This is a genomic window from Paraburkholderia ginsengisoli NBRC 100965 (assembly GCF_000739735.1).
GTDB lineage: Bacteria > Pseudomonadota > Gammaproteobacteria > Burkholderiales > Burkholderiaceae > Paraburkholderia > Paraburkholderia ginsengisoli.
Genome location: NZ_BBJF01000018.1, coordinates 178672 through 191936, shown reverse-complemented (window position 1 = coordinate 191936; position 13265 = coordinate 178672). Strand labels below are relative to the sequence as shown.

Sequence of the window (13265 nt, the reverse complement as noted above, 5' to 3'; positions counted from 1 at the left end):
TGAGTTCGCTGTCGACCTCGACCGCAACGGGTCTGAGCTCGTTGTCGACGGGCCTGAGTACGGTAGACGGTCGCGTGGCGAACGTTGAAAGTTCGGTGACGAACCTGACCACGCAGCTCAGCAGCGGCGAAGTGGGTCTGGTGAAGCAGGATGCGGATACGAACGCGATCACGGTGGCGTCGGACAAGGCGGGTACGTCGGTAAACATCAGCGGCACGGGAGGTGCCCGCACGTTGGGCGGGGTTGCCGCGGGCGCGCTGTCGTCGACGAGCACGGAAGCGGTGAACGGTTCGCAGCTGTTCGCGACCGACGCACGGGTGACGACGGCGGAAGGCGCCATTGCGCAGAACACAACTGACATCACGAACGTGCAGGAACAGATCAATAGCGGCTCGATTGGCCTGGTACAGCAAGATCCGGATTCGCGTGCGATCACGGTGGGCGCCACCACGGACGGTGCGATAGTGAGAATGGCGGGCAAGGACAGCGACGGCAACGCGATCAACCGCACGGTGACGGGCGTGGCCGCGGGTGCGGTGAACGCATCGAGCGTCGATGCGATCAACGGTAGCCAGCTATACGCAACGGCGTCGACCGCAGCGGCAGCGCTGGGTGGTGACGCGAAGGTGAACGCCGACGGCACGATCAGCGCGCCGAGCTACAGCGTGGGCGGCACGACGGTGCACAACGTCGGTGATGCGGTCGCCAACCTCGACGGCCGCGTGACGCAGAACACGTCGGACATCACGACGATGCAGAACCAGCTCACCGGTGTCGGCACCCAACTGTCGGGCGCGGTGCAGTACGACCGCAACAACGATGGTTCGGTGAACCTCAATTCGGTCAAGCTGGGCAACGGTCAGAGCACGGGGCCGGTGGTCCTGACGAATGTCGCAAACGGCACGAGTCAGTACGACGCGGTGAACTTCGGCCAGCTGTCGGCGTTGCAGAACCAGGTATCGGACCTCGACACGAAGGTGGGGAACCTGCTGCCCGGAAGCCCGTTCGTCAGCGCAACCGGTCTTCCGGATAAGTCGGGCGTCGTGAACAATGCGGCAAGTTCCGCCACCGGCGAGGGCGGCACGGCCGTTGGCGTGGATGCGGTCGCCTCCGGCAACCATGCAACCGCGATCGGTGCGGGCGCTCAGGCGACCCACTCCAACTCGGTCGCTCTCGGCACGGATTCTGTGACCGACCGCGATAACTCGGTGTCGGTCGGTTCGAGCACGCAGCAACGTCAGATCACCAACGTCGCGGCCGGTACGGCGGATACGGACGCGGTCAACGTCGGCCAGTTGAACAGTTCGGTATCGAACGCGGTGTCGCAAGGGGTTCAGCAGGCTAACAGCTACACGGACCAGCGTTTCAACGACGCGAACCGCGCGATCAACGACGTCGCCAAAAACGCGTACGCCGGTATCGCCGCGGCGATGGCCATGCCGAACATGACGCCGTCCGGTCCCGGCCGTACGATCGTCGCAGCCGGCGCCGCGAACTACAAAGGCGGCAACGCGGTGGCGGCAGGTGCGACGTATCGCTCGCGCAATGGCAACTGGCTGGTCAACGGCGCCGTATCGGTGACGAATACGGGTGACGCCGGTGTTCGTGCGCAGGTCGGCTACGAGTTCTGATGCCGGTGTAAAAGCTGACGGTGTGAGCCGGACGAAGGAGTTTGCACGGTCTCGCCTTGCCAGGCGGACCGTGTCCTTTCAGAGGTGACACCGTAGTCGCGGACAGACGCGAATGTTGTCCGGTTCTGAGCGAACAAATCGTTGGTAGGTATATGTGGCGGCAAATCGGCATGGGGCCTGGCCCGATGTCGGTTTTGTCGCCACACTGCCATTTGCAGGACACATCATCCGGCGTGGCGAAGGTTGGTTCTCCGCGCGCCGCTAACGTCACACAAGTTCGCGCGCTTCAAACTCAGCAATGCGCATCGCGAACGTGCTGTTCCAACTCAATCAGCTGCGCAAATGCGTCAGCGCATCCCTCAGCGGCAAACTGGAGATGACGATCGGCCCCGAAAACGGCGTATCCAGATCGACGATCACGTAGACGGCCGAGGCAATCGACACCGCCCCCAACGAAATGGTCACGAGCGCGAGCGTATTGCGCGGCGCGATCAACCCGAAGCTCAGAAAGATCACGCCCAGCCAGAACGTCAGCGTCTTGAAGAACGGCTGTGAGATCGAACTGTGCGCTTCTTCGATGATCTTCCACCGCGCATCGACGACACGCCGGTATTGCGTCAGCGCGTCTTCGAGCGCGCGCTGTTGTAACGAGTCACGCGGTTGCAGTTTTCGCAACTGCCGCCCCACCGAGGTCAGCATGTCGCCGAGACGCACATTCTCCAGGTTCTGCGAATTGTTCTGCGGGCTGGTGACCTTCGGATAATCACCGCTCGGCGCCGGCTCGCGAGGCCAGGTCGACGCTATAGCCGCAGCCGTGTATTGCCGCAACAGGCGCCGCGATTCATCGGCATCGCTGCCTAGCTCGCGCATCGTCGTGTCGAATTCGATCAGGTCGGCCGCATAAGTGCGCAAATCGTTCGCCGCGGTATCGAAGCTCGACTTCGCGGAGGCCGTCAGCAGCCCAAGCACCAGCGCGGCAAATGTCACCAGCATGCCGATCACCAACTGAATGAGCTGCACGGTCTCGTGCGCCTTGTGCTCTTCGGGCAGAAGCGGCCTTACCCACACGCCGATTCCGGTCGCCATCAGCAACAGCGCGAACACCAGGAAAGCCGAACTGACTTCTGACATTGAAATGCTCCGAAGGCCCACGCTCGCCACTTTCCATCAAATGCCGCGCGGCGCAAACCCGGATAGTCCCGCAAAGGGTGCACTGCGTAAATGGCCGCGCGGTCTCGCCCAAATGTTGATGTATCGCAAACGTATGCGCGATCAACCATAAAGTTTTCCGCTATCGCGCCGTAGTCCCTCTATGTGGTGATCGCTTAAATTCTAGACAAAAGTTGCGGACCTGGCCGAATGGCTTTGGGCGCAGCATGCGTGGCCGAGGCTATTACTGAACATCGGTCAGGCAGCCCAATGGAGACAAGTCCGATGTTGAGAAATCTGTCGATTCGCGCCAGCCTGACCTTGATGATCGTCTTTTTCGGCGTCGTGCTGCTGCTCGGCGCCGCCGCCGGGCTGCTGTCGCTGCGCGCGAGCAACGCATCGCTGCAGCAGATGTACACCGTCGACACGCCCGCCGTCGCCGATCTCGAAGGCAGCGCCGGGCAGCTGTTGCGCCTGCGGCTCGCGCTGGCCACCTACGCATCGTTGGTCGAACTGAACGATCAGGACGGCGCGAACGCGGTGCTCAAGCGTTTCGATCAGTACCAGAAAGCATCCAACGATCGGCTTGCCCATTATGTGAGCCGCGCAAGCACGGATGACGACGAACAGCGTCTGATCAAGGACATGCAGACCAGGCGCGACACCTTCCTGCACGACGGTGTCGAGCCGGCGCTCGCCGCGCTCAAGTCGGGTGACCGCAACGCATTCCAGCAATTGCAGGCGCACAAGCTGCCGTCGCTCTATAGCGCGTACGAGAAGGCGATGCTCGCGCTCGAACAGTTGCAGCTCGATCATGGCGCGCAGCGCTATCAGGATGCGCAGGACCTGTTCTACGCCATCTCGATTGCCGTCGCGGTCGGCATCGTCGTGTCGCTGCTCGGTTCGTGGATCGGCCGTGTGGTGCTGGTGCGCGCGATCGTCAGTCCGGTCGACGCGACCATCGCGCAGTTCCAGCGAATCGCCAACGGCGACCTGACGACCCGCATCGACGTCACCAGCAACAATGAAATGGGCCGTCTCGCGGCCGCGCTGCGCAAGATGCAGGAGTCGCTGATCGCGACGGTGAGCGCGGTGCGTCAGGGCACCGAATCGATCGACACCGGCGTCAGCGAGATTGCGGCGGGCAACACCGATCTGTCGCAACGCACCGAGGAACAGGCCGCATCGCTCGAAGAAACGGCGGCGAGCATCGAGCAACTCACGTCGACGGTCAAACAGACGGCGGACAACGCGAAGCAGGCTAGCTCGCTCGCGCAGGGCGCATCGAGTCTCGCCGCGCAAGGCGGGGATCTCACCGAACAGGTGGTGGGCACGATGCACGGCATCGTCGACGACTCGCGGCGGATTGCCGACATCGTCGGCGTGATCGAAGGGATCGCGTTTCAGACCAATATTCTCGCGCTGAACGCGGCGGTCGAAGCGGCGCGCGCGGGCGAGCAGGGACGTGGCTTCGCGGTGGTCGCGAGCGAGGTGCGCTCGCTCGCACAGCGCAGCGCGGCGGCGGCCAAGGAGATCAAGGGTTTGATCGATGCGTCGACCGCGCGGGTGCAGGCCGGCTCGCAACTGGTAGAACGGTCGGGTTCGACGATGGGCGAGATCGTCGACGCAATCGCGCGCGTAAGTTCGATCATGAGCGAGATCGCGGCTGCCGCGATCGAGCAGAGCACCGGCATCGATCAGGTCAATCTCGCGGTCGCGCAGATGGACGAGGTCACGCAGCAGAACGCCGCGCTGGTCGAGCAGGCCGCGGCGGCGGCGAGTTCGCTGGAGGATCAGGCGCGACGTTTGTCCGCGGCGGTGGCGGTGTTTCAGACGGGCAGCGGTTCCAACGGACACGCGGCTTCGTTCGCGGGGCGGCGCAACGCCAACGGCGCTGCGCCGAAGATGGACGACGCGGGCGAGTTCGCGCCGGCCTGATGTGAGCGCATGGTTCGCGCGGCGGCGCTGCAGGTCTTCGATACGGCAGGCCCCGCGCACGCGAGCGGTCCGCTAGTCCATTGCCGCGTAATACTTAGCCAAACTATCTATTTCCGCCGGCGTCAACTGTCGGGCCACGTTGCGCATCTGTTCATTGATGTCGTTGTGCCGCGCGCCGGAAGCGAACGCGCGCATCTGCACCGCGAGATAAGTCGACGACTGTCCGCCCAGCCACGGCGCCGCGCCCTTGCGATCGAGCTCGCCATGACAGGCCGCGCAAGGCGCGATGTTGCGCTGCGGATCGCCCTGCATGGCCAGCTTCACGGCGTTCGCGTCGGGCTCCTCGCCGGTGCGTCGAATCTCGGTCGCGGGGCCTCTCGTCAGCGACGTGTAGTAAGCCGCGAGATCCTGCAGATCCTGGTCGCTGCGCCCCGCGATGATCGCCTGCATCACCGCGTTCTGGCGTCGGCCGCTCTGGTAGTCGCGCAATTCCTTGTAGACCGCGTCTGTGTATTGCCCGGCGAGCGCGGGCGCGGTGACCTGCGACGTGCCCAGCACGCCATGGCACATCGAGCAGTGTTGCGTTGCGATCGTCGCGCCGCGCCCGATCGAGTCCGCTGCGGAGCGCGTCGGATGCCCCGGCGGCAGCACCACCACTTCGCTCGGCACCGGACTGCTCGCACTGGCGCCGTTGTACCAGTTCGACGGCGTGCCGGCCGCGCCGCAGATCGTCGCCCACAAGCCGCGGTCGCCGAATGCGCTGCTGGCCGAAGGCAGCCAGATGAAGCCGATCAGTATCCCGACGATCGCAATCGCGATCGTGCCGCCCACGCTCCAGGTGAACCACGGGTTACGCAAGCTGAAGACGCGTTCCTCACTCATCGCTGCGCTCCGATGACGACCGCCGGCACCGACGTCTGCGGCAGCCTGAGCAACTGCACGATCGGCACGCTGTAGTTGACGACTGTCAGCCCGATCATCAACGCGACCCACAAGCCGAAGCTGTTGAGCGCGGCGGGCACGCGTTCGGTCGGATGCACCGCGGTCGCGAAACGGAACGCCTGCGGCTGCACCACCGGGCCGAACTGCGACTTCGCGAGGATGTAGACGAACAGCACGCCCGACACGACGAGCACGAGCCCACCCACCGCCGACATGCCGACCCAGAAGGCCTGATCCTGCATGCCCGACATCGTGTAGTCGTAAAAGGCCATGCGGCGCGGCGCGCCGAGCAGGCCGACGTAATGCCACGGCAGCGTCACCATCATCATGCCGATGAACCACAGCCACAATTGCATGCGCACCAGCTTCTCGGAGATGATCGCGCGACCGGTCAACTGCGGCCACAGTTCATACGCGATTGCGAAGTACATGATGACGATCGCGCCGCCGAATATCAGATGGAAGTGGCCGGTCACCCATTGCGTGTTGTGCACCGTCGAGTTCAACTGATAGCTCATGTTGATCAGCCCGCCCGCGCCGCCAAAGCCGAGCATCACGAACGAAAACGCGATCACGAGCATCATCGGATTGCGCCACGGCAACGCGGTGAGCCAGCCGAACGCGCCTTTGCCGCCGCGCAACCTGCCGGCGATTTCCACCGACGCGCAGATCGTGAACACGGTCAGCAGCGTCGGCACCGACACCATGCCGGTGAACACCGCGTGCAGGAACTTGAAGCCGGAGCCGACTTGCGGATCGGCGAACAGATGGTGGATGCCGATCGGCATCGCGAACACGAGGAACAGGATGAACGACACGCGCGCCATCGCATCGCTGTAGAGACGTCCGCCGATCGCGCGCGGCACCAGCGTGTAGTACGCGATGTACGCCGGGACCAGCCAGAAGTAGACGATCGCGTGCAGCGTCCACGAGAACAGGATGCGCGAGAGGCCGGCATCGATCGTGCGCGTGAGGCCGAACGCGACCGGCAGAATCTGGAACAGGATCTCGGCCGCCGCGCCGACAGCGGTCCACGCCCACAGATATGCGCCCGCCACGTTGGCAAACATCGCGAGCGGCACGGCCTTGCCAGGATTCGCGCGCTTCCAGATGCGCAGGTTCACGTGCATCAGCGCGACCCAGATCCACGAGCCGACCACCACCAGCACCACGCCGAGGTAATAGAACGGACTGCCGATCATCGGCGGATAGAAGGTGTAGAGCACCGACGCGGTGCCGAGCGCGACCGGCACCATCGCCATGACCGCGCCGACTGCCAGCATGATGAACGCGGCCCACGCCCACTTGATGCCGGCGAGTCGCTGCGCGAGCGCGAGTTCGACGATCGCGTAGCCGAAGCCCATCGACACCAGCGTGGGCATCACATAAGCCATCACGGAACCGTGCGCGGTCACCGAGCGGTAGTACAACTCGGGATCGCCGATCCATGGCACCAGCGGACTGCGCACCAGCATTTGCCATGCGCCGAGCAGCAGCGCGATCAGAAACGTGCTGAAGGCGAGCCAGAAATGCGCGAGAACGAGTCGCTTAGCGTGAAACACAGCTCAGCCTCCGTGATTGTCGGGCCTGCTCGAAGAAAGCGGCTTTGTCGATCACTTTCACGTGCGCCCACATGGTCTGATGGCCGAAGCCGCAGAACTCGTGACACGGCATCGTGTGATCGGCGGGGCGGTCGAACTGCGTGTTCAGCGTGGCGACGTAGCCCGGCACGACCATCGTGTTGATGTTGGTGTCGGTGACGAGCAGGCCGTGCACGACGTCGGCACTGGTGGTGCGGATCGTGATCGGCGTGTCGGCGGGCACCAGCAGGCATTGCGGCGTGAACGAGTACTGCTGCGCGATGAAGCGCACGATCACCGAGCCGTCCGGCTGCACCGCGCTGCCGAGATTGTCCTCGACGAATTCGCCCGAAAGTTGCAGACGCGCCGGGTCGACGGTCTCGACGCGCGACGGCGGCATCATCGCCCAGTGCAGGCCGGAGAAGACGATCACGGCCAGCATCAGCACGATCAGCCCGACCGCGAAAATCGCCCAGCGCCGTTCGGCGCGCAACGCGACCGCGTGGCCGCTATCCGGTTGATGATTGGATTTGGTCGACATGGTCAGTGAATGACGCCGCGCGGCAGAAACGCGAGAAAGTAGAAGCCGAACCAGATTGCCATCACGATCAGCGTGGCGACGCCGGCCAGCGCAACCGCGCCATGCGGACCGGCCGCGACGACGCGTTCCACTTCGTCATCGGTGGGCGGGGCCGCGCTGTGGGTGTCGTTCGCTTCCATCTGAATGGTTCTCCGGTGCGGCGCTTCAATGCAGCGGCGCCTTGCGCAACTCGTTGACCTGACGGGCCGTCACCGGCTGGCCGTGATTGCCCCACGCCGTGCGGATAAAGGTGACGACGGCCGCCGCTTCGACGTCGTTCAGTTCCTGCCCGAACGGCGGCATGCCGTACGGCTGCGGATTGCGTTTCGTGCCGGGCGGAAAGCCGCCGTTGAGCACGATCCGGATCGGGTTGACCGCCGAATCCATTTCGATCGACTGGTTGCCCGCGAGCGGCGGGTAATGCGGCACGTTGCCTTCGCCGTTGGCGCCGTGGCACAGCGCGCACTTGTCGGCATAGATCTGTTTGCCGAGCGCGAACGTCTTGGGATCGACTTTCGCGGACGGCCCGGTCTTGCGGCCGCTTTGGTCCGGCAGCGATTTCAGATAGACGGCCATCGCGCGGATGTCATCGTCGCTCAGGTGCTGCAGGCTGTGATAAGTGACCTCGGCCATCGGGCCGTACACGGCGCCGCGTGCGGAGACGCCTGTCTGCAGCAGATCCATGATGTCCTGGATGCTCCAGTCGCCGAGACCGCCGTCCTTGTCGGAGGTCAGCGACGGCGCGTACCAGTTCTGCACCGGAATCAGACCGCCGGCGAACTGATCGCGCGCCGACGAGCCGCCGAGCATGTTGATCTTCGTGTGGCACATCGAGCAGTGCCCGAGCCCTTCGACCAGATACGCGCCGCGATTCCACTCGACCGATCTGGTCGGGTCCGGCTGGAACTCGCCCTCGCGAAAGTACAGCGTGCGCCATCCGTACAGCAGCTCGCGCTTGTTGTACGGGAAGCGCAGCGTGTGCTTGCGATTCGGCTGGCGCACGGGTTCGACGGTGCGCAGGAACGCGAAGATCGCGTCCGAATCTTCGCGCGTGACCTTCGTGTACTGGGCGATCGGCATCGCGGGATAGAGCAGCGTGCCGTCCGGTTTGCGGCCGGTGCGCATCATCTTGAAGAACGCTTCCTCGCTCCAGGCGCCGATGCCGTATTGCGCATCCGGCGTGATGTTCGGCGAGAACAGTGTGCCGAATGGCGTTTCCATCGCGAGGCCGCCGGCGAACAGCTTGCCGCGCGGCGCGGTGTGACAGGCGATGCAGTCGCCGGCGCGCGCCAGATATTCGCCGCGTTTGACGATGTCGGGGCGGGTGTCGTTGGGGTCGCTGTGCGCGGGGGTGATGGTGGTGAAGGGGCTCGCCGGGGTTTGTCCGGGCGTTGGCGTCGCTGGCGTCGTGGCGTCGGCGGCGTGGGCTTCGGCGATCAGCGGCGCGTGCAGCGCGTGAAGGAGCGCAGTGCCGCCCGTCGCGATGACGCACGCGCTCAGCGAGCCCGAAACGAGCGATGCAACCCTACGCCATGCCAGGCGCGTTCCAGCGTGTGCAGCGCCTGACATCGCTCCCCCACTGCGCAACCAGAGTATCGGCTTCATTGTGGTTGGCTCCCGCAGGCTAGAGGCAGTCGCTCAGCGGACGCCGGCGCGGGGCGCGGATCGGCCGGACGCGGTTGGCGCGCGAGCCAGCTCGATACCGCGGTGATGTCGCGGTCGTTCAACTTGACCGCGATCGAGTGCATGCAGTCCGGTTCGAGCGCGCGCCGCGTGCCTGCGCGCCACGTGCCCATCTGCCCGGCGATATAGCTCGCATGCAGCCCGAGCAGGCCGGGAATGCCTGGCTGCGTGCCGGTCATGCGCGCGCCGTGGCACGCGATGCACGCCGGTATCTTGCGCGCCGGGTCGCCATGCAGGACGAGTTGCTCGCCGGCCGCGAGCACTTTAGGAGCGACCGGGGTGCTATCGGGTTCGGGGAAAGGCGGTTGCAGATCGGCGAAGTATTGGCTGATCTGGCGCAGATACTCGTCGGGCAGGAAGGCGAGCAGAAAGCCCATCGGCGGATACGTTCGGCCGCCGTCGCGGAAGGCGGTCAACTGGTTGAACAGATAGTCGGCCGGTTTACCGGCGATGCGTGGAAAGTAGTCGTTGTTGCGGCCCTGACCCTGCACGCCATGACACGAGGTGCACGCGCGCATGCGCTCGGCCATGCCTGAGGGCAGCGTAACGGGCGCGTCGCTGGCCGCGAGCGCCGCGCCGCTGCACAGCGCGTAAAGCACGAACAGAACCGAAGATCCGATAGTTCTACGATGCACGCCAGGCCTCGTTGGGGAACGTTCTTCTTCTCGATTTATTTGTCACGCGTTCATTCGTGGATTCGCTGGTGAATCCGACGGACGACGCATCGCGGGTCTGCCAGTTTTCTTCTTGTGACGACTGCGTTACAGCGAATCGAAACGGACTTATTCCGGAGGACGAAATGTCGATGCGGTACGGCGATGCCATTGCCTGGCTAAAACAATGATCTGCCTGAATGCGCCAATGGGCGGCGGCTTTCGGGCTGCGGGAAACGGTGCTTCAAACGTTCGGCGGCGTGTAGCAGGTTGCAGGAATTCAATCGACGCGTCAACAGATCACAAACCATCGGATGGGCGCGGCTCTGTCCATCATAGGCGTCCGTTAGAGCGCATTCAAATGCGATTGCGCAAAATCCCCACGCGCCTGACGTGCATGCGGTCGTTGACGTGAGGCTATGCGTGTCACGCGAACAGGCGCATCAACGCGGTACGCGCGTTGCTGACGCGCTCGCTTTCGCCGAGCCGTCCCGGCAACAGATGAAACTCCACGGCGGGCAGTGCCGGCAGCCCGACGCTCGGGCCACAGGCGACGAGGCCGCCGCCAATCGACGATTCATTCAGGCAGGAAATGCCGAGCCCTGCCTTCAGCGCCAACTGCAAGCCCGCTACGCCGGACGCGGAATGCGAGATCAGGTAAGGCACCTTGTGCTCGTCGAGCAGTTTCACAACGAAACGCTGCAGCTGGCAACTCGACGGCAACAGCACCAATTGATACGGCGCGGCCGGTCGCTGCGCGGCATCGGCGGCGCTCACCCACAGCAGTTTCTCGCGCCGCACCACGGTGCTCGCCGCGCCGGGGCGCCGTGCGGCGGAGCGCGGGCTGCCCGTGACCAGCCGCAATGAAAGACCGATGTCGAAAGACGCGTCGTCGTCGGCCTTGCTGTCGATCACCGCGCTCGGCAACACGGTGACGTGCAGCTTCAGGCGCGGGTGCTGTTCGGAGAACGTTTTGAGAATGCGCGCGATGTCGTGCGGACGGTAGTAGTCCGTGATCGCGATGCGCAACTCGCCGTCGAGCGAGCGGCCTTGCAGGTCTTCGAACGCCGCCTCGCTCATCGCGATGATGCGCCGCGCGTGGTCGAGGAGACGGCTGCCGGCGGGCGTCGCGCTGACGCCCTGCTTGCTGCGCACGAAGAGCGGCTGACCGGCGCGCTCCTCGAGCTTCTTCAACTGCTCGCTCACCGACGACTGCGACAGGAAAACGCGTTCCGCACCCGCCGACACGCTACCCGATTCGGCGACGGCGACGAAGGTGCGCAACTGCGTGAGGTCAAATCCGCGCTGGCTCATGATTCGGTATATCCGATGGAAGTCATCTGAAATTCCGGCTTTTCCGATGGAAAGCACGACCGTAGGATACCTCCAGAATCAATCGCGGAGGGTGTCATGGGAAATAAGGCGGTTGCAGTTTCGGGCGGTGCGGGTGAGCGCACGGCGAGCCATCGGTGGAAGGTGCTGGGGGTGGGGTTCGCCGCGAACGCGAGCTTTTCCGCGGCATTCTCCGGGATTCCGACGACGGCGGTATTTCTGCGCTCAGGCTATCACCTCGGCAACGACGGGCTCGGCCTGGTCCTCGGGATGCTCGGCCTCGGCATTGCGGTCAGCGAGTTGCCGTGGGGCCTGTTGACCGATCGTTGGGGCGACCGACGGGTGCTGCTGCTCGGCTTGCTATCGACCGCCGCGGCACTCGCGGGTCTCGCGCTGTTCGTGGCGCCGAGTGGCGCGCATGTGCCCAGCGTGACGATGCTCGCGGCGGGTCTGCTGCTGGTGGGACTGCTTGGCGGCAGCGTCAACGGATCGAGCGGCCGGGCGGTGATGGCGTGGTTTCGCGAGGGCGAGCGCGGCCTCGCGATGAGCATCCGGCAAACTGCGGTGCCTGCCGGCGGCGGGCTCGGGGCGTTGCTGCTGCCGGCACTCGCGTCCAGATTCGGCTTTGCGAGTGCTTATACCCTGCTGGCGCTGGCCTGTGCGATTACCGCGCTGTTCGCGTGGCGCTGGCTGCACGAGCCGACGCACGCCGGCGCGGACGATGCACGTGCGGTGCGACCGGTTCGCGGCGCCGCGACGGGCGGGGCTGGCGCGCCTGGCACATCTGGTCAACCCGCGAAGGTCTCACCCTTGCGCGACATCGGCATCTGGCGCGTGGCGCTTGCGGCCGGCGCGTTGTGTGTGCCGCAACTCGCGGTCGTCACGTTCGGCACTGTGTTCCTACACGATTTCGGCCGTGCCGGCGTGCTGGCGATCAGCGCGACGATGGCTGCAGTGCAAGCGGGCGCCGCGATCGCGCGGGTCTGGAGCGGCAGTTGGACCGATCGGCGCGGCAATCGCCGGGCTTATATGCGTGCCTGCAGTCTGCTGACCGCCGTGCTGTTCGCGTTGCTGGCGTTGGCGACCGCACTCGCGGGATCGCATCACGCGGCGTTGACGGCGCTGTTCGCGGCGATGGTCGTGCTGGGCGGCGTGAGCGCGTCGGCATGGCACGGCGTCGCCTTCACGGAACTCGCGACGCTGGCGGGGACGAGCCGCGCGGGGACCGCGCTGGCGATCGGCAATACCTGCGTGTTTCTCACGCTCTTCCTGACGCCGCTCGCGATTCCGCCGCTGTTGTCCGTGGGCTCGTGGCCGCTGGTATGGGCGGTGGCGAGCGCGTGTGCGTTGCTCGCGTTGCCGGTGTTTCCGCGCGCGCCGCTGAAGGGCAAGGTGCGGACGGCGGGCGTGTGCGATGCGGCTTGATGTGGCTTAACGCAACCTGGTCGATACGGCGGCGAAGGCCGGCGATGCAGCGGTTCGACGATGCGACTTTCCGATACCACGCACACAACTTCGCCGCCGTTTTTGCCGCTGCATCGACTCATTTGCGTCTGATCCAGCAATGAAATTAAGGCGATATGAGAACGGCGCAACTATTCAATTCGGATAATTAATTTTTTATCTTTTGATAGAGCCGAAATTAAGCCATTAGTTTTTCACCGGATTCGGAACACTCCGATTTTCGTGCAATTGGAGCGATGATTTTATGGCCGCCTCCGCATGCGGGTCTGCTTCCCGCGCGCGCCATTCATCCCTACAACAAGCGAGACAAATT

Annotated in this window: 11 protein-coding genes; 3 read left to right on the top strand and 8 right to left on the bottom strand. The window is 64.6% G+C overall.

Annotation, left to right across the window (positions count from 1 at the left end; genetic code table 11):
• A partial coding sequence (locus BGI01S_RS23505) for a YadA family autotransporter adhesin (protein WP_042328481.1) occupies window positions 1-1631 on the top strand: 1631 nt, incomplete at its 5' end.
• 330 nt (window positions 1632-1961) lie between these two features.
• Here the strand turns inward: BGI01S_RS23505 and BGI01S_RS23500 are convergent.
• Window positions 1962-2762 carry a bestrophin-like domain gene (locus BGI01S_RS23500; RefSeq protein ID WP_042328480.1) on the bottom strand — a complete coding sequence of 267 codons (801 nt, stop codon included), beginning with the start codon at window positions 2760-2762 and terminating at the stop codon, window positions 1962-1964.
• Window positions 2763-3065: 303 nt separating this feature from the next.
• Between BGI01S_RS23500 and BGI01S_RS23495 the strand changes: the two genes are divergently transcribed.
• The gene (locus BGI01S_RS23495; RefSeq protein ID WP_042328479.1) at window positions 3066-4718 is read left to right on the top strand and encodes a methyl-accepting chemotaxis protein; all 1653 of its coding nucleotides are present in this window, start codon (window positions 3066-3068) and stop codon (window positions 4716-4718) included.
• A 72-nt stretch (window positions 4719-4790) separates the two neighbouring features.
• On the opposite strand, the gene BGI01S_RS23490 is transcribed toward BGI01S_RS23495, so the two are convergent.
• From BGI01S_RS23490 to BGI01S_RS23465, 7 genes are all read right to left on the bottom strand, one after another.
• Complete coding sequence (locus BGI01S_RS23490) at window positions 4791-5600, bottom strand: c-type cytochrome (protein WP_042328478.1); 810 nt, start codon at window positions 5598-5600, stop codon at window positions 4791-4793.
• Window positions 5597-7222 carry a b(o/a)3-type cytochrome-c oxidase subunit 1 gene (locus BGI01S_RS23485; RefSeq protein WP_042328477.1) on the bottom strand — a complete coding sequence of 542 codons (1626 nt, stop codon included), beginning with the start codon at window positions 7220-7222 and terminating at the stop codon, window positions 5597-5599. The genes BGI01S_RS23490 and BGI01S_RS23485 overlap by 4 nt, the downstream gene beginning before the upstream one ends.
• Complete coding sequence (locus tag BGI01S_RS23480) at window positions 7209-7781, bottom strand: cupredoxin domain-containing protein (RefSeq protein WP_042328476.1); 573 nt, start codon at window positions 7779-7781, stop codon at window positions 7209-7211. The genes BGI01S_RS23485 and BGI01S_RS23480 overlap by 14 nt, the downstream gene beginning before the upstream one ends.
• A gap of 2 nt (window positions 7782-7783) precedes the next feature.
• Window positions 7784-7960, bottom strand: coding sequence for a hypothetical protein (locus BGI01S_RS30655; protein WP_167335675.1), 177 nt, complete (start codon window positions 7958-7960; stop codon window positions 7784-7786).
• Window positions 7961-7985: 25 nt separating this feature from the next.
• A complete protein-coding gene (locus tag BGI01S_RS23475; RefSeq protein WP_084585473.1) occupies window positions 7986-9425 on the bottom strand; it encodes a c-type cytochrome in 1440 nt (479 codons plus the stop codon).
• Window positions 9422-10138 (bottom strand): c-type cytochrome, encoded by a 717-nt coding sequence (locus BGI01S_RS23470; protein WP_042328474.1) that lies wholly within the window; start codon window positions 10136-10138, stop codon window positions 9422-9424. Before BGI01S_RS23470 ends, BGI01S_RS23475 begins: the two co-directional genes overlap by 4 nt.
• A 444-nt stretch (window positions 10139-10582) precedes the next feature.
• A complete protein-coding gene (locus tag BGI01S_RS23465) occupies window positions 10583-11470 on the bottom strand; it encodes a LysR family transcriptional regulator (RefSeq protein ID WP_042328473.1) in 888 nt (295 codons plus the stop codon).
• 96 nt (window positions 11471-11566) lie between these two features.
• On the opposite strand from BGI01S_RS23465, the gene BGI01S_RS23460 reads away from it, so the two are divergent.
• Entirely contained in the window at window positions 11567-12913 is a 1347-nt protein-coding gene (locus BGI01S_RS23460) for an MFS transporter (RefSeq protein ID WP_042328472.1), read from the top strand.
• Window positions 12914-13265: the final 352 nt, after the last annotated feature.

Excerpts from the sequence above, each read along its gene's own strand:
- BGI01S_RS23465 (WP_042328473.1), bottom strand. The coding sequence starts at position 11,470 with ATGAGCCAGCGCGGATTTGACCTCACGCAGTTGCGCACCTTCGTCGCC.
- BGI01S_RS23475 (WP_084585473.1), bottom strand. The coding sequence starts at position 9,425 with ATGAAGCCGATACTCTGGTTGCGCAGTGGGGGAGCGATGTCAGGCGCT.
- BGI01S_RS23500 (WP_042328480.1), bottom strand. The coding sequence starts at position 2,762 with ATGTCAGAAGTCAGTTCGGCTTTCCTGGTGTTCGCGCTGTTGCTGATG.
- BGI01S_RS23490 (WP_042328478.1), bottom strand. The coding sequence starts at position 5,600 with ATGAGTGAGGAACGCGTCTTCAGCTTGCGTAACCCGTGGTTCACCTGG.
- BGI01S_RS23480 (WP_042328476.1), bottom strand. The coding sequence starts at position 7,781 with ATGTCGACCAAATCCAATCATCAACCGGATAGCGGCCACGCGGTCGCG.
- BGI01S_RS23460 (WP_042328472.1), top strand. The coding sequence starts at position 11,567 with ATGGGAAATAAGGCGGTTGCAGTTTCGGGCGGTGCGGGTGAGCGCACG.
- BGI01S_RS23495 (WP_042328479.1), top strand. The coding sequence starts at position 3,066 with ATGTTGAGAAATCTGTCGATTCGCGCCAGCCTGACCTTGATGATCGTC.
- BGI01S_RS30655 (WP_167335675.1), bottom strand. The coding sequence starts at position 7,960 with ATGGAAGCGAACGACACCCACAGCGCGGCCCCGCCCACCGATGACGAA.